The sequence below is a fragment of the Algoriphagus aquimarinus genome, assembly GCF_007997215.1.
GTDB lineage: Bacteria > Bacteroidota > Bacteroidia > Cytophagales > Cyclobacteriaceae > Algoriphagus > Algoriphagus aquimarinus_A.
Genome location: NZ_VORW01000001.1, coordinates 821,315 through 837,943, shown reverse-complemented (window position 1 = coordinate 837,943; position 16,629 = coordinate 821,315). Strand labels below are relative to the sequence as shown.

Annotated in this window: 10 protein-coding genes; 2 read left to right on the top strand and 8 right to left on the bottom strand. The window is 40.9% G+C overall.

The genetic code is table 11. The features are described from left to right. Positions 1–17 precede the first annotated feature (17 nt). Positions 18–5,129: an adenylate/guanylate cyclase domain-containing protein gene (locus ESV85_RS03855; protein ID WP_146914909.1), complete on the bottom strand. Its 5,112-nt coding sequence runs from the start codon at positions 5,127–5,129 to the stop codon at positions 18–20. A 309-nt stretch (positions 5,130–5,438) separates the two neighbouring features. Here ESV85_RS03855 and uvrA point away from each other — a divergent pair, with 309 nt between their 5' ends. Further along, on the top strand, positions 5,439–8,255 hold the full coding sequence (gene uvrA, locus ESV85_RS03850; RefSeq protein ID WP_146914908.1) for an excinuclease ABC subunit UvrA: 2,817 nt from the start codon (positions 5,439–5,441) through the stop codon (positions 8,253–8,255). 196 nt (positions 8,256–8,451) lie between these two features. Here uvrA and ESV85_RS03845 read toward each other — a convergent pair whose 3' ends face one another. The 7 genes from ESV85_RS03845 to ESV85_RS03815 form a co-directional block, all read right to left on the bottom strand. Beyond that, the gene (locus ESV85_RS03845) at positions 8,452–8,847 is read right to left on the bottom strand and encodes a nuclear transport factor 2 family protein (RefSeq protein ID WP_146914907.1); all 396 of its coding nucleotides are present in this window, start codon (positions 8,845–8,847) and stop codon (positions 8,452–8,454) included. A gap of 71 nt (positions 8,848–8,918) precedes the next feature. Then, positions 8,919–9,512: a Crp/Fnr family transcriptional regulator gene (locus ESV85_RS03840; protein WP_146914906.1), complete on the bottom strand. Its 594-nt coding sequence runs from the start codon at positions 9,510–9,512 to the stop codon at positions 8,919–8,921. 72 nt (positions 9,513–9,584) lie between these two features. Then, the gene (locus ESV85_RS03835) at positions 9,585–10,727 is read right to left on the bottom strand and encodes an ATP-binding protein (protein ID WP_146914905.1); all 1,143 of its coding nucleotides are present in this window, start codon (positions 10,725–10,727) and stop codon (positions 9,585–9,587) included. A gap of 214 nt (positions 10,728–10,941) precedes the next feature. Further along, complete coding sequence (locus tag ESV85_RS03830; RefSeq protein WP_146914904.1) at positions 10,942–11,151, bottom strand: DUF2892 domain-containing protein; 210 nt, start codon at positions 11,149–11,151, stop codon at positions 10,942–10,944. 77 nt (positions 11,152–11,228) lie between these two features. Then, positions 11,229–11,837, bottom strand: a complete 609-nt coding sequence (locus ESV85_RS03825; RefSeq protein ID WP_146914903.1) for a class I SAM-dependent methyltransferase — start codon at positions 11,835–11,837, stop codon at positions 11,229–11,231. A gap of 55 nt (positions 11,838–11,892) precedes the next feature. Then, positions 11,893–12,204, bottom strand: coding sequence for a rhodanese-like domain-containing protein (locus ESV85_RS03820; protein ID WP_146914902.1), 312 nt, complete (start codon positions 12,202–12,204; stop codon positions 11,893–11,895). Positions 12,205–12,215: 11 nt separating this feature from the next. After that, positions 12,216–13,610, bottom strand: coding sequence for an MBL fold metallo-hydrolase (locus tag ESV85_RS03815; RefSeq protein ID WP_146914901.1), 1,395 nt, complete (start codon positions 13,608–13,610; stop codon positions 12,216–12,218). A gap of 301 nt (positions 13,611–13,911) precedes the next feature. Here ESV85_RS03815 and ESV85_RS03810 point away from each other — a divergent pair, with 301 nt between their 5' ends. Beyond that, the gene (locus ESV85_RS03810) at positions 13,912–16,443 is read left to right on the top strand and encodes a M14 family zinc carboxypeptidase (RefSeq protein WP_146914900.1); all 2,532 of its coding nucleotides are present in this window, start codon (positions 13,912–13,914) and stop codon (positions 16,441–16,443) included. Positions 16,444–16,629: the final 186 nt, after the last annotated feature.

Below are 16,629 nucleotides of genomic sequence, written 5' to 3'. Positions count from 1 at the left end.
ATTCAAAAAAGTATGGGTCAAATTTTATTCTCTACAAAATACATCTCCACAAGTCCCTTATTCTTCACTTCAATTTTTCCGCGCGGAGTACAGATAAATTTATCCTTAATCAACTCATAGGTATAACCGCTGATATTGACTTTTCCTTCCTCGCCGGCTGTTTCCATTCTTGAGGCAATATTCACCGTGTCACCCCAGATATCATAAGCGAATTTATTCAAACCTACTATTCCAGCTATCACAGGACCTGTGTGAATTCCTATCCGCATACCTATCGCAGGCTTTCCCTCTGAGATTTTTGAGCTCTGATGAGCTTGAATAAAATCATTGATCTCAAAAGCCGCCAAAATGATATTTGCTGCATCAAATTCCTTCTGCAGATTCAATCCCCCTGCACACATGTAACTATCTCCTACAGTCTTGATCTTTTCCACACCGTACTTATCCACAATCCTGTCAAACTCACAATAGAAGTAGTTCAATTCTGCTACCAGTTCCTCAGCAGAAAGCTTCTCGCAAAGTCCCGAGAAATTCACAATATCGGTAAACATCACACTGACATTATTGAAATGTCGGGCTTTGGAAGTCCCATGGTTTTTAAGCTCATAGGCTATCTCAGGAGGCAAAATATTCAATAGCAAATGATCCGCTTTTTCCTTCTCCACATTTAGCTGCTTAGTTCGCAAATGAATCTTATCCTCCATATTTTGATACAGAAGCGCATTCTCAAGAGAAATCGCCATTTGACTGGAAAGTATATTGATGAGATTCAATCGCTCAGCAGTGAATGCTCCTTCTATGAGGTTATTTTCCAGATAGATGATTCCTGTGACTTCATTTTGCTTAATCAGCGGAATACACAAGATCGACTTCAGCTTATCGTGCTGTATATAAGTATCTTTTGCAAAGCGAGAATCCTGAGTAGCATTGTCCAAAATCACGCTTTCATTGTTTTTGGCGACGTAATACACCACTTCCTTGGCTATGGAATCAAAGCCTTTTAAGGGAAGGTTTTCAAAGAGCTTCGGATCTGGATATTTGGTACATGATTCTGATTGCACGGTGAAGCCTTCCTCATTTTTCAGTAGCAATACCATGCGCTGGGCGCCTGCATTCTCGATGATTATTCTCATCAAAATTGTCAATAGATCTTTCAGTCGGATTTCCTTAGAAATGGCCTCAGATGATTTCATTACTGACTTTAGATCCAAATCCTGATTAGAAAACTTCTGTGTAGTACTCTTATCATCAGCTCGCTGACCAAACCTGAATTCTTTCTGAGAAAAATTGCTAGAACTTCGCTTGGAAGCCATCAAATCGGCTATTCCTTTCGCTCCAAGTAATTCATATGTATACTCAGCATCGCTTAAATGAATCGCTGCGATTTTTTTCTTATCTCCGTCCAGATGGAGTTCAAATAACTTCCGATTAGCTAAAGCCTGAATCTGGAGATACTCATGATTTTCTGCAGCATCCAAAGCTAGATAATAATGCCTTTGAGCACCATCTACTGAACCATTCACCTTTTCTAGTTCTCCTGCCAGCAGTTCGAATTTATGTTCAAAATTACTTGGACTGTGATGAGAATACTTCTTAAACTTATCCACAATCTTACTCAAACTCCGCTTCCATTTCAGCCTATCGGTTGTACGCGCAGAAGGAATAAGTGCTGCCAGAATTAATCCTTTGTAGAAATAATGCTCTGCTGTGTGGAGCATTCCAGGCGAATCCTTTAAATATTGATCGGAGACCAAAGACACCTTGTATGCTGCTTCATACTCCTCCCAGAGATAGAGCGATTGCATCTTATTGATGTAGTAAAAGTGTGCAAAATGCCTGGAGTTAAACCCTCCTAGCTGCTGGATATACTGTTCTTCATTAAAATTCTGATCTGAGAAAGAAAGGCTACTTACCGTTTGCCCTTTGAGATTTTTAATCGCTTGATTTACAGCCGCTATTGTAAGAACAGCCTCATCTAGCTGAATTCTATTAAGAAAATCTAAATAGGCTGCGCTTGAATCCAAAATTGAATCAAATTGGACGCCACGCATAAAGTGACTTTGAATCATAGCGCAACTCGCACAACTCGCATGAAAGAGGTCCCCTACTTCCAATCCAAATTCGTAAGCATTTTGCCAATAGGTCTCCATTTCCAACGCCGGCTTTCGCCAAGGAATCGCAAAATAGCCAGTCACAAAATTAGCTTCAGCCCTCGCCCCGTAATTTTGGTACTTTTCTACCAGTGCCAAGGTCAGCTGTCCGATTTTATACCCAGTCGTTCTAAAACCTAGAATCCCACTGTGGAAAACAGGCCCAAAGCCTAGAAACCCAATAAATCCCCCATCTGCATTCCCATGTTTTAAACATAGATTTACCATGATCGCGCATACCAGCACGCAAAGTTCAGGACGAATCTGAAAAGCAGATTGCCCTGCCGCCGCCATCAATAAAATCGCTGTTTTAAGCTTCTCATCCTGCATTTCCGGCAGGTTGATCAGATCATCCACATCACGATTGCCCATCAGGCTTTTATATTTTACAAACTCAATCGCCAAACTCGGTGGAGAAAAACTTGATGGGATTTTTACTCCCAATTCAGCCGTAACTTCTCTACAAGCTTTGTAAGCAGCTTCGAAATTTCTAATGTTATTAAAGAACTGGATTTTTCGAATGGTGACTTTTGCTTTATCAATTACGTCATCGGTATAGCTTAACGCTTTATCAAAAAACTCCTCGACTACTTCATTATTTCCAACCAGATGTTCTGATTCTGCTCGTTGCAAATTCAGATCACGAAGCATTTTCTTTGGTACTGTGAGGTTCTTTTCCTCTACCAGTTCCATAGCGGTTCTAATATAAATCAACCCAGATTCATAGGCGTTTGCATATTTCGCACGGACACTAGCAGCAATATTCATCGAAACAACCTTTTTCAGGATTGCTTCATCAGTGATGAGACTTTGCGCAAAATTAAAATGATCTGTGACCGTATAAATGTGATCTGATTGCTCTATGTTTCCAAGCTTAGCCGTGATACTCTTAGCGATAGCATAACGAACCTCTTTTTTCTCTTGATCTGGAAGCATCCCAAGTGCGGCCTGTTGGATTTTGTCATGCTGAAATCCATAATCATCGTCACCGGATCGCTCCTTAGTTTTGATATTTTCTATAATGCACAGCTTCTCAGCGAGCTTTAGCTGCATATCTAGCTCTTCTTCGCTAATTTCGATCAATCCGCTTAGTATCTCTATAGAGAACGTATTGCCTATACAAGACGCGTATTTTAGAGTCACCTGAACCTCAGCCGGAAGTCTGAAAAACAACTCAGCCATCAAGTCTATGACGTTATCGCTGATTTTTACACGATATGCTTTTTCTGCACTATAGGTCCAGTGTTGAGTATTTTGAGATAAGTTTATTGCCCCACTTTCATAAAGTGTGAGTAGGCACTGTCGGATAAAAAATGGGTTCCCGAGCGTTTTTCTGAAGATAATTTGTGCCAGTTCAGCACTTTTTTCTACAGAAATTGATAAGGAATCTGATACTATTTCGGCCACCGAATTCTGATCCAGAGGCTTTAGATCTATCAGACTAGAAATCACATCATGAGACTTTAACCTATCCAACATCAACATCAAGGGATGAGATGGAGAAACCTCATTTTCGCGATAGGCGCATATAATCAGCAGGTGCTTCAGGCTTTGATCTTGAAGTGTCGTTTCCAGCCATCGTCTGGTGGTAGTATCCAGCCATTGCAAATCATCCAAAAATATGCACATCGGATGATCCTGACTGGCAAATGAGCGGATGAAACTATTAAAAACCTGATTAAACCTATTTTTAGATTCTGTCATAGGTAAGCTTGGAACTTCAGGCTGAGGCCCTATCAAAAGCTCCAAATCAGGCATGATATCGATGAGCAGCTGGCCTGAATTCCCCACTGCTTTCAATACGTTGTCTTTCCAGTAGGTTCGTTGCTCTTCACCACGAATCAAAATCTGATCAATCAGATCATTTAACGCCAGTAAAAGTGAACTCAAAGGAGGGTTCTTCTTGTATTGTTCAAACTTACCGGAGATGAAAAATCCTCCTTCCAGGTCTATATATTTTTGAAACTCACGTACAAAACTTGATTTTCCTACGCCTGAATACCCGCTCACAAGCGCTAATTCAGCTTTTTGATTTTTTGCCCGCTTGAAAATTTCATGCATTTGAGCCAAATCATCATCTCTGCCATAGATTTTTGAAGAGATCTGGAACTGATCCAAATGATCCTGAGTACCAAGTTTGAAATCAGAGACCTCGTTGATATCCAACAGGCGATCCAAACACTGTTGCAAATCATTTAATAATCCTGAACATCCCTGGTATCTTTCCTCCGTATTCTTCTTCAAAAGCTTTAGAATCAACTTTTCCATCACCTCAGGAATATCATCACGGAATTTGCGAGGCGATTCAGGTAAAAGTGCCAAGTGAGCGTGCATCAGCTCTACAGGATCAGTAAGTTTAAAAAGAGGGCGTTCAGTGATCATTTCATACAATACCGCTCCAATAGAGTATAGGTCCGTACGATGATCTATTGGTCGGTTCATCCGACCAGTTTGCTCCGGAGAGATATAGTGAAGTCCAAGTTCAAGAGCCTCACTGACATTGGAATAATTCAAATCCCGACCCCGCTCGATGGCAAAATCAAAACCCCAAACTTTTATTTCTCCATTACTATCGACTATGATATTGGTGGGATTAATATTTTTGTGGATAATATTCTTGCTGTGAAGGTAAAGTACAGCTTTGGTGATACCCATTGATATTTTCAGGAATTCGATCAAGTCCAACCTTCCTTTTTTCAAATATTCAGCAAGAGTTTCTCCTGTGACATCTTCATTCACCAGAATCGGTAGATTCTCCAAATGCTCCAAGCCAATCGGCTGTACAATATTGGGGTGCGAAAGCTTAGAAAGAATGGAAAATTCCTGCTTCATGTGATTCAAATCACGAAAAGTAGGATAGGCAGAACGGAAGGTCTGAATTGTTACAGGTTTAGAATCCAAGACACGATGCGCTTTATAGACGATGTATCTGGAATTCTCTCGGACCTTGTCCAGTATATTAAATCGAAGATCAGACATTCAAAAAGTATGGTGAATTTGAAAACAAGGTAGTTGGCAGATTTAATAAAAATGATACTACAATTTAACAGATGTATCTTAGTAAAGTACAAAATGTAGTGAATTATTTTAAATACAAAGTTGTATCAAATATGCATTTTATTACCCTTAAAATGTACTAAACGTCAATTTCAATGCTCAATGTTGGTGGCAACATACGGCTATCAAATTGCGATTTCAATTGTCAGCAGTCCACTTAGATTACATTAAATAAATAACCTTCCCAACTTTTTGATCAGTTCCTCTGTTCCTTTTGTAACTTTGCCAGCTATGACTTTGAGCACTTTATCCGCTACTACAGACATCGACTCACTCGATCCCAAGGAATTCATCATCATCAAAAATGCTCGGGTGAACAACCTGAAAAGCCTGAGCGTTGCGATTCCAAGAAATAAATTTGTGGTGATTACCGGCCTTTCAGGCTCTGGTAAATCTTCTCTTGCATTCGATACACTTTTTGCCGAAGGCCAACGAATGTATGTGGAAAGCCTTAGTTCCTATGCCCGACAGTTCCTCGGCAGAATGGAAAAACCTGATGTGGAATACATCAAAGGAGTAGCTCCAGCTATCGCAATTCAGCAAAAAGTCAATACCAAAAATCCTAGATCCACTGTAGGAACGACTACTGAGATCTATGATTACCTGAAACTGCTTTTCTCCAGAGTGGGAAAAACGATCTCTCCGATTTCGGGTAAAGAAGTCAAACACCACACGGTGACAGACATCGTGGATTACATTCAGTCATTTGAAGATGGCTCCAAAGTGATGATTTCCTGTCCGTTGCAAATCGAGCGCGGAAGAAAGATAAACCAAGAGCTTGAATTGCTTTTGCAAAAAGGATATACCCGGATTTTGATCGATGATGAAGCGTATTTCGTGGAAGATCTACTTCAGGAAAAAAAGATTCAAAAAGGAAACTATGAGATTCTGATTGACCGCGTAGCGGTACATAAGGAAGATGAGGACAATCAATTCCGAATTGCAGATTCAGTGCAAACTGCTCTTTTCGAAGGTCACGGCGATTGCAAAATCACTATTCCCGGCAAAGAGACCAAGAGCTTTTCAGATAGATTTGAACTCGATGGAATTCAATTCGAGCTTCCATCAGTCAACTTTTTCTCTTTCAACAATCCATTCGGTGCTTGCCGTACCTGCGAGGGCTTCGGTAATGTGTTAGGAATAGACCCTGACCTAGTGATCCCGGATAAAGGATTATCGGTATACGAAGGAGCCATTGCACCTTGGCGGGGAGAGTCTTCCAGAGCCTGGGTAGAACCTCTATTGAAAAAAGGAATTGAATTTGATTTCCCCATTCACAGAGCTTATGAGGATCTGAATGAAAAGGAAAAAGCCTTGCTATGGACTGGAAACAAACACTTCAAGGGCTTAGACGCATTTTTCAAAGATCTCGAAACTAAGACTCATAAAATCCAATACCGTGTGATGCTTTCGCGTTTTCGCGGCCGCACCACTTGCCCAGACTGTAAAGGAACTCGCTTGCGCAAAGACGCTTCTTACGTTAAAGTAGCAGACAAATCCATCATTGACATAGTTTTGATGCCTATAGATGAGGCATTGCCCTTTTTCAATACTCTTGAACTTCCTCCACATCAAGCGAAGATTGCCAATCGGCTGCTAAAAGAAGTGCAGAGTCGTTTGGAATACATGGATCAGGTTGGCTTGGGTTATTTGACCTTGAATCGCTTGACCGCTTCACTTTCAGGTGGAGAATTTCAGCGTATCAAACTGGCTACTTCCCTAGGGTCCGCTCTTGTAGGATCTATGTACATTCTGGATGAGCCAAGCATAGGACTTCATCCAAGAGACACGGATCGATTAGTCGACGTGCTGAAATCACTTCGAGACATGGGCAACACCGTGATCGTGGTGGAGCATGAGGAGAAAGTGATGAAAGCTGCTGATCAGATCATTGACATCGGGCCAGATGCGGGTGTTCATGGTGGAGAATTGCTTTTCCAAGGTTCAATCGAAGAGCTCATGACTTCGGCACAAACTCACACTGCCAAGTATTTACGAGGCGAAGAGCAAATTTTTAAAAAAGATGGAAATCGTCCCTGGAAAGATTCCATTCTAGTAAAAGGAGCTAGAGAAAACAACCTGAAAAATATCTCTGTCAAATTCCCACTCAATACACTCACGGTAGTCACTGGGGTTTCTGGTTCAGGGAAATCTACCTTGATCAAAAAAGTGCTTTATCCTGCCTTAGGAAAAATGCTGGGAACGGTCATCGACGAAAGTGGAAAGTATGACAGGATCGAAGGGGATTACAAATCCATTTCTCAAGTGGAATTTGTGGATCAAAATCCTATCGGGAAGTCTTCCCGCTCCAATCCAGTGACCTATGTGAAAGCATACGATGCAATCCGAACCTTATTCTCTGAGCAGACAATCTCGAAGCAGCGAGGCTACAAACCCGCATTTTTCTCCTTCAACGTGGATGGTGGGCGCTGTGAAAATTGTGCCGGTGAAGGAATCACAACTGTAGAAATGCAGTTTATGGCAGATATTCATTTGACTTGTGAATCCTGCAAAGGCAAGCGATTCAAAAATGAAATCTTGGATGTCAAATACCACGAAAAAGACATCTCAGATGTCTTGGGAATGACCATTGACGAAGCTTTGGAATTTTTCCAAGGAAAAACCCAAATCATCAATAAGCTTCAGCCACTTCAGGAAGTAGGGCTTGGTTATATAGGCATGGGCCAAAGCTCAAATACCCTTTCTGGCGGTGAGGCGCAGCGTGTGAAACTGGCTTCTTTCCTAGGAAAAGGCGGCACCAAACACGGGGATCATATCCTCTTTATCTTCGATGAGCCTACTACAGGACTTCACTTCCACGACATCAAAAAACTTCTCCACTCCATCAATGCCCTGATCGATCAGGGTCATTCAGTAATCATTATCGAGCACAATACCGAAGTGATCAAATCTGCGGATTGGGTTATTGATCTGGGTCCAGAAGGAGGAAATAAGGGTGGATACCTCACTTTCGAAGGAACTCCTGAGGATATGATGAAAGAAGAAGGGAATTACACTGCTAAGTATTTGAGGGAAGCTTTTGTGTAAACCTCGCGCCTAGCGCAAGTCTCCTGACTTGTGCTTAGCACATTGCAGTCTTTAGGCTGCTTTTCTGTCTGGAAACACAAGATTAATGGTAAGCCATCTACTTTTTGAAATGGCTTGAAACGAGCATATTTAAGTTGATGATGTGAATATTGCATTTCTATAAGTCCAAGTCACCTGACGTGAACTAGGGGGAATCTCAGTTTATATTAAAAAAATCATCAACCAAATACTGCTCTTGCGGGAAGTTAAAAACTTCAACGATCATATTTTCTTCAATCTTCCATAACAGACAAGACATAGCATTTAAAACTCTTGGACCACTTAATGTGCTCCAGTTTCTGTGACAGTCGATGACATAATTGTCGTTTACGCCCATCACAATCTGCTCAGCCTTGAAGCCGAATTCATTTAGCTTTTCTAAGTATTCCATTAATTGACTTATCCCGGTTTTAGTCCCACTGAATGGATGTTTGCCTGGAATATGCCATTTGACATCTACAGCCATTACACGCTTCATCCCTTCGAAGTCAGCATTGGAATAAGCCATGAAAAAACTTTCGATTAATTGAATGTTTGGGTGCTTTTCAGTCATTGTATCTCTGTTTAGTTTTACAAAATTACTTCGCTCAAACCCTAAAAAACTTTAACTAGATTAAGTACTTTTCATTTATTTCTCTTCCCAATCTGAGTGAAATACTCAGGGGAAATCCCTAAAAAGCTAGCGACTCTTTTCTGTGATAGACGATCTTTAATCGCAGCATATTTCTGGTAAAAAAGCTCATATCGTTGTTCCGCTGTTTGTGATAACTGATTGATGATACGCTCATTTGCTGCAATACTTGCGTTTTCACTTAGCGTTCTAAAGTAACCAGCAAAACTTGGCGAGATCGTCAATAATTCATCTAAAGACGTTTTGGAGATTTCAAGCAAAATCGAATCCTCTAGCGTTTCAATTCTCATGATAGAAGGCATTCTGGTATTAAAACTTTTATAATCGCCGACCCACCAATCTTCATGTGGAAAATGTAGCGTATGTACTTTGCCTGATTCATCCAATACGGCACTTTGAAATAAGCCAGAAACAACAAAGTTTTCGAAACGGCATATCTTCCCCGGTTCAAGAAGAAAGGTTTTTCTTTCTATTTTCTTAACACAAAAAAAGCTGCAAATAAGATCGAATTCTGAGTTTTCGATTTTGACACACTTTTCCATATGCGTTCTGAATTTTTTAAAATATTTCTCTGCTTCTCTTTCCATTTAGAAGTTAGATTTTAAACTCAAAATACGTTCTGAAAACTCATGAACTACATCAGACTTCGCCATTACAATTCACCTTCCCAAAAACTCCCTCAACCCCACCGCCTTCACTTTTTCGGAAAGCGGATAGCCTTCCTCGATTCTGCAAATCACAACTCCTTCCTCCGCTCCAGTATCTTCCATGGAGATCTGTAGCCCTTTATTGAGTTTTGGTGAAAGTGTGTTTTTGATTTCGATAGCAATTTTCACTACGCCATTTTTCACCAAAAGCAGGTCGCATTCCGCTCCCTGATGCGTACGGTAGAAGTAATACTCGTATTCCTGGCCGAAAGTCGCTGTAATCTGCTCGATCACAAAACCTTCCCAAGAAGCTCCAATCTGCACTAGATTACGCAGAGCTTCCATAGTGTCCACACCAGTCAGAGAGTGAAGCAAACCCGTGTCTCGAATAAATACTTTAGGAGACTTCACTAAGCGCTTTTTGATATTCTGATGAAAGGGTTGCAGCACACGCACCATAAAGGAACCTTCCAGAAACTCCAAGTAGCGATTCACCGTCGGACGCGTGATTCCCAACGCTCGTCCAAAACTTTCTCCATTCCAGATTCCTCCTTGTGCATTGGCAAGCATAATCCAGAATCGCTCCACTAGTCTCGGATCTGTACTCAATCCTATCTGCGCCAGGTCTCTTTCCAGATAGGTCTTGATGAAGTTCTGTCTCCAAATCTGACTTTCTCGATCTGTTTTTGCTAAAAAAGACAAAGGAAAACCTCCACGAATCCAGAGTTTTTCCAGTTCGCTTTCTTCTATTTCTCCCAAGAAAAATGGGGTCAGTTCCAGATAACCAATCCGCCCAGCTAAAGAATCAGCCGAACTTCGGATCAAATCTGGTGAAGCAGAACCCAATAGAATAAATCTCCCTGATTCCCGCTGTTCATCGATCAGACTTCTAAGCTCCGCAAACAATTCGGGCATCAATTGTATCTCATCGAGAATCACCGTCTTATCCACATGTGCTTTCAGAAAAAGCTCAGCATCCACCAATTTAGCTCGATCAGAAGCTTTTTCCAGATCCATGTAAATGCTGTCTTTATCGAGTTTTAGGTTTTTGACGAGCGTAGTTTTCCCTACCTGTCTTGGCCCCAAGAGACCAACAGCTGGAAAAATCGATAGATATTCCTGAAGTAAAGCGAAAATTTGTCTTTCTTTTACCATGAAAATCGAAAGTTTGATTTACGGATTTCATGGTAAAATTGATTAAAAAAAGTCAAACTTCAAAAAAAATTACCACGAAAATCGAAAGTTTGATTTACGAATTTCATGGTAAAAATTGCACGTTCTGTGAGTTGGTAAACTATTAAAACAAAAAATGCCTGGTAAAATTTACCAGGCATCAGTTACTAAAGGGTGATAGCAACTTTTCTACTACTTAATTAAGCTTTTTTTTAATCGTACTAATCCCAAAAGGGAGGTATAAGGGGCAAAAACTCATAAATGAGGTTGCAACAAAAACGACTGCCAACAAACCTAATACTATGGCCAATATGCCGGAAATTGTACCTGTGAAATACAATACTGCTACACCAACTGCTAGTAGCAAGCGAATGATTTTATCTACGGAGCCCATGTTCTTTTTCATAGTTTTTTAAGTTTATTTTTTGAAAATATCTTATTTAAAAGTTTGTCCTGTTGATAAAACCCACTTAGTCTGTCTTATTATTTCTTGACAGCAAAAATTCTGATTACAGAAGCAGTCCCCACATGATATAGTCCCTCTTCTAAATCGGTTTCTGTTTCATAGGCCTCTTTAAAATCAAAATCAGCAAAATCATTTTTGATTTCTTCCAAATCGAAAAGCATAGTCACATCTTTTGGGCCTCCTGCATTCGGGTTATTCTTCTGAAAATTTAAATGATTTTTACTAAAACATTCCAAGATCAGAAATCCACCTTTCTTAAGGTACGCACTTAATTTTTTATGATAAAGTTTTCTTTTGTCCTCCGGAAAGTGGGTATAGGAAAATGCTATGGCATCAAAATAACTAGCTGGATAATCCACCTGTTCGAGACCCTCCACTCGATAGTCGATGCTGACTCCACTTGTCAAGGCTAAACTATCAGCCTTCTTTTTACCTTCTATACTACTATCAAAAGCAAACACATCCCATCCTAATTTGGCCGCAAAGACTGCATTTCTTCCCTCTCCCTCTGCCGGAAATAATATTCGACCAGAACTCAGATCCACTAATTTAGCTTTCAAATATTCGTTTGGCTTTTTGCCGTAAACAAAGTCTGGTTGACTATATCGCTGATCCCAAAAATCCATTTTATCGAGTTGAAATTAAAATGGAGAGCCAAATGACTCTCCATTGAATTCTATTTTAACCTACACATTGATTGACATTGCTCCAAGAGCCCCCGTTAATGACATTCTGAACACCATTATTCTCCAAAATGCTCTTCGCCTGTCCGCTACGGTTGCCGCTCTGGCAAAAGACAACGATATTTTTCTTGCCTTTGAATTTGGTCAATTGACTACCAATCTTATCCAAAGGGATATTTACCGCTCCTTTGACAGATCCAGAAGCAAATTCGCCAGAGGAACGAACATCTACCAGAAATGCTCCTCCTTCGATTACCTCTTTCAATTCACTGTTATCTTTACTCCCGAAAATTGCTGATAAAAAACTCATAATATGATAGTTTAATTTTTAACTGTTTCATTTCCTTTTTCCAACCACTCTTTGATTCCTCCAGAGTAGTTTTTAACATTCTCAAATCCATTCTTTCTTAAAACAGAATAGGCAATAGCTGCTCTGTCTCCACTTTGGCAATGAATCACTACCTGTTTGTCCTTACTGATTTTATCCAGATTATCAGACAAAGCCCCTACGAACACGTGGTCTGCACCATTCACATGACCCGCACTATATTCTGTAGTATTTCTCACATCGACTACCTGCACATCATCTTTTCCAACCAGAGATTTGAACTCTTCAATATCAATCACATCTGCAGTCTGAAGCTCCACGCCTAGATCATTGACATCTTCAATGAATCCGTAGATATTATCAAGACCGATCCGCATCAGTTTTCGAGTAAGATCATCCATCTGAGTTTCTTCAGCTACGAGAACAAATTGTTCTTGATAATTGAGCAACCAACCCGCCCAGGTGGAAAAGGAATTATTGCCTTGGATATTGATGCTGTTTGGCAAAAAGCCTTTTGCAAAATCTACTTTATTTCTAGTATCAATTACTTTCAACCCGTCCTTATAAGCAGATAGAAATTGATCTTTCCCAAGGTTAGTATGCTTGGGTACTTCTACTAATAAAGGTCTATCCACCTTATTCAGGTGTTTCATCATTGCAAAATACTTCGGTGGCTCAGGCTGTCCATCCAATAAATAATCCACAAACCCTTCCTCATCGGAAGCAAATTGGAACGCCCAGTTTCGGACTTTCTCATAACCCACCGTTGAGCTAGGAACGGACCCTAAAGCTTTGCCGCAGGCTGATCCAGCACCATGACCCGGCCAAACCTGAACGTACTCTGGAAGTTGGGCAAATCGCTGAACCGACTCATACATCTGTTTTGCACCTTTCTCTTGAGTCCCTATTAATCCAGCGGCTTTTTCAAGCAAATCTGGTCTTCCTATATCCCCGACAAACACAAAGTCACCCGTGAAAATCATGACTGGTTTATCTGTGGCAGGATTATCTGTCAAAAGAAAACTGATACTCTCTGGCGTATGACCAGGAGTGTAAAGCACTTCTAAATTTAGGTTACCGACCTTAATCGTATCACCATGATGAAGACCTTCATGGTCAAATTCATATTGCCATTCTTTTGGACCCTCATCTGAAAGATACATTTTCGCACCAGTCACTGAAGCCAGTTCTCTAGAACCACTCAGGAAATCTGCGTGAATATGTGTTTCAGCAATATGAGTAATCTTCATGTTGTTTTGCTTGGCTATTTTCAAGTAAACATCCATGTCCCTTTGGGGATCGATTACAATTGCTACACCTTTTGCCTGACAGCCTATAAAGTAACTTGCTTGTGCCAGTGACTTGTCATATACATGTTGGAAATACATCGCTATAATTATTCTGATTAAACTTCGATTTGATACTACAAATTACAGGCTTTTGATTTTGTCGTTCAGCAACTTTTGTCACATTAGGCATTTACTTCATTCGATTGAATTGAATTTTTTTAAAATGATGTACTTATTAGGAATAAGATGGATCTGAAGACTGCGATTCAATTTGTACTAAAGTGAAGCATTTCTCAACTTCAAGCTGGAGCTTGACCTTTCGTCCCGCTTTTTTTTAATCGGTGTGAAAGAAAAAGACATTTCCTTTTAAATTCAAGGCATCAATCTACACCAGTATCTTATGAAAAAACTCTTACTCTTATCCTTATTCGTTTTTTCGATCACCATTTGCTCATGGGCACAGATCCAAACTCCAGAGCAATTTTTGGGTTACAAACCCGGTGACCGATTCACTCCCCATCACCGCATGGTCGATTACTTCGAGCATGTAGCGGCAAATAATCCAAATGTCAAGCTCATCCAATACGGTGAAACAAACGAGAAACGCCCACTGATCATCGCGATACTTTCGAGCTCCGAAAACATGGGTAATCTGGAGCAGATCCGAACTGACAACCTCAAGAGAGCAGGTTTGATAGAAGGCTCACCTTCAACTTCTGTTCCGATCAATTGGATGTCTTTCAATGTCCACGGAAATGAGTCAGTGGGTATGGAAGCAGCGATTTCTTCTTTTTATACCCTAGCAAACCCAGAAAATAGCACTTCTCAAGAATGGTTGAAAAATCAAATTGTGATCATCGATCCAGCGATCAACCCAGATGGTCGTGACCGCTATGCGAATTGGTACAACCAGAAAATGAACACCACCCTTCAGCCAGATCTGCAATCTGTTGAGCATAACGAGCCCTGGCCAGGTGGACGCGCAAATCATTATTTGTTTGATCTGAATCGTGATTGGGCATGGCAGGTACAGGTGGAATCTCAGGCTAGAATGAAAGTTTACCAGCAATGGATGCCACAGTTGCACTTAGATTTCCATGAGCAAGGCATCAATAACCCATTCTACATGGCACCAGCTGCTGAACCTCTTCATGAGCAGTTGACAGCGTGGCAACATGAGTTTCAGGATACTTTTGGAAGAAACACTGCCAAATACTTCGATGAGGCTGGAAGATTCTACTTCACTAAAGAACGTTTTGATTTGCTTTATCCTTCTTATGGCGATTCCTATCCGATGTTCAATGGAGCTATAGGAATGACGATAGAGCAAGGTGGTGGAGGCCAGGCTGGCATTGGAGGATTTGATGCCGTGGGCGATACTGTTACCCTCAGCTATAGAATTGAAGGGCACTACACTGCAGCCATGTCTGCTGCTGAAGTGACAAGCAAAAATGCTGAGAGATTACTTTCTGAGTTTGCCAAATTCTACAAAGACAACTCCACAAACCCAAAAGGCAAATACAAAAGCTTTGTCATCAAAGGTGAAAGCAACCCAGCTCAAGTAGCCAGATTGCTTGAACTGCTGGATAAAAACGGCATTCGCTATGGAAAGGCAGGCTCAAAATCAGGATTGAAAGGCTTTGCTTATGGAACTGGCAAAAGCGAGTCTTTCGCCACCACAGATAAGGACATCATCATCAGTGCTCACCAGCCCAAATCTGTTTTAACTCAGGTATTTTTCGAACCAAGTCCTGCTTTGCATGACAGCATCACTTATGATATCACGAGCTGGGCCATGCCCTATGCATACGGATTGGAAGCTTTCGCAGTAGAAACAAAACTCGAAGCAGCGGCAGCATATGAGAAACCCGATTTCACAGCAAATCAAGTAGGCAAAACACCTGTTGCTTACATCGCAGCCTGGCAAGGAACTCGGGATGTAGCATTTTTATCGGCGCTTTTAAATGCTGGCATTCGTGTGAAATACAATGAATTCCCTTTCGAAGTAGAAGGGAAAAGCTTTCCTGCAGGATCCTTGATGATCACCAAAGGTGGAAATGAATATGTACCAAATTTCGACCAAAAGGTAGTCGAGATCGCAAATACATTTGGTGTGACGCTAGCGACTACGATGAGTGGCTATGTGGATAAAGGAAAAGATTTCGGCTCGCCTAATATCCGTGTGATCCAAGCTCCCAAAGTGGCTCTGATTGGTGGAGAAGGTACCAACTCGTTGAATTATGGTGCTATCTGGCATTTCTTCGAAAAGGAGCTAAACTATCCGCTAAGCAATCTAGAAACAGACAATATGTCCCGTTACGACTTGAGCAAATACGATGTGATCATCATGCCATCAACTCGCGGCAGTGCACTGAATGAATCAGGCCAAAAGAATTTAATGGAATGGATTCGTGCAGGCGGAAAACTGATTGCTATTGACGGAGCGTTAAGCCTTTTTGCAAACAAGGAAGGCTTTGCATTGAAAACTTATGATTCAGATGATGATAAAAAGTCAGCTGAAACAGAGGCTGACTCCTTGGCAAAAGCAGAACGTCTGGCTCCTTACCAAGAAGGTGAGCGAGTAGCGATTTCAGGCGGAGCAGCTGGTGCGATCTATCAAGTGGACATGGACGTCACACATCCTCTTGGCTATGGAACTGGCGGGAAATATTACACCTTGAAAAACAATGCTAGCAGATTTGCCTACTTAGACAATGGTGTAAATGCTGGGGTAATCTCCTCAAATGAAGCACACCGCACAGGATACATTGGCTACAAGGTAAAATCAAAAATGGCTGAATCCATGGTCATAGGTGTTGAAAATGTAGGCCGTGGAGAGATTGTTTATTTCGTGGATGATCCGATTTTCAGAGGATTTTGGGAGTCTGGGAAACTGATTTTGAGTAATGCGATCTTTATGGTAGGACAGTAAGACAAAGTCAAGAAAACAGATTTTAGTATCGAGACCGGCTGCTGAAAAGTGGTCGGTTTTTTTGTTTTCACAATCTATTTTTTCATTTTGAAACAATATTAACTTGCACACATAATTCTCCGGCAGGTAAAGTCCAATAATTTCTATAAACATGAAACACTAAAGTATATTTCACTCAAGATCAAA

Coding starts and splice junctions, on each gene's coding strand:
- ESV85_RS03855 (WP_146914909.1), bottom strand. CDS start 5,129: ATGTCTGATCTTCGATTTAATATACTGGACAAGGTCCGAGAGAATTCC.
- uvrA (WP_146914908.1), top strand. CDS start 5,439: ATGACTTTGAGCACTTTATCCGCTACTACAGACATCGACTCACTCGAT.
- ESV85_RS03845 (WP_146914907.1), bottom strand. CDS start 8,847: ATGACTGAAAAGCACCCAAACATTCAATTAATCGAAAGTTTTTTCATG.
- ESV85_RS03840 (WP_146914906.1), bottom strand. CDS start 9,512: ATGGAAAGAGAAGCAGAGAAATATTTTAAAAAATTCAGAACGCATATG.
- ESV85_RS03835 (WP_146914905.1), bottom strand. CDS start 10,727: ATGGTAAAAGAAAGACAAATTTTCGCTTTACTTCAGGAATATCTATCG.
- ESV85_RS03830 (WP_146914904.1), bottom strand. CDS start 11,151: ATGAAAAAGAACATGGGCTCCGTAGATAAAATCATTCGCTTGCTACTA.
- ESV85_RS03825 (WP_146914903.1), bottom strand. CDS start 11,837: ATGGATTTTTGGGATCAGCGATATAGTCAACCAGACTTTGTTTACGGC.
- ESV85_RS03820 (WP_146914902.1), bottom strand. CDS start 12,204: ATGAGTTTTTTATCAGCAATTTTCGGGAGTAAAGATAACAGTGAATTG.
- ESV85_RS03815 (WP_146914901.1), bottom strand. CDS start 13,610: ATGTATTTCCAACATGTATATGACAAGTCACTGGCACAAGCAAGTTAC.
- ESV85_RS03810 (WP_146914900.1), top strand. CDS start 13,912: ATGAAAAAACTCTTACTCTTATCCTTATTCGTTTTTTCGATCACCATT.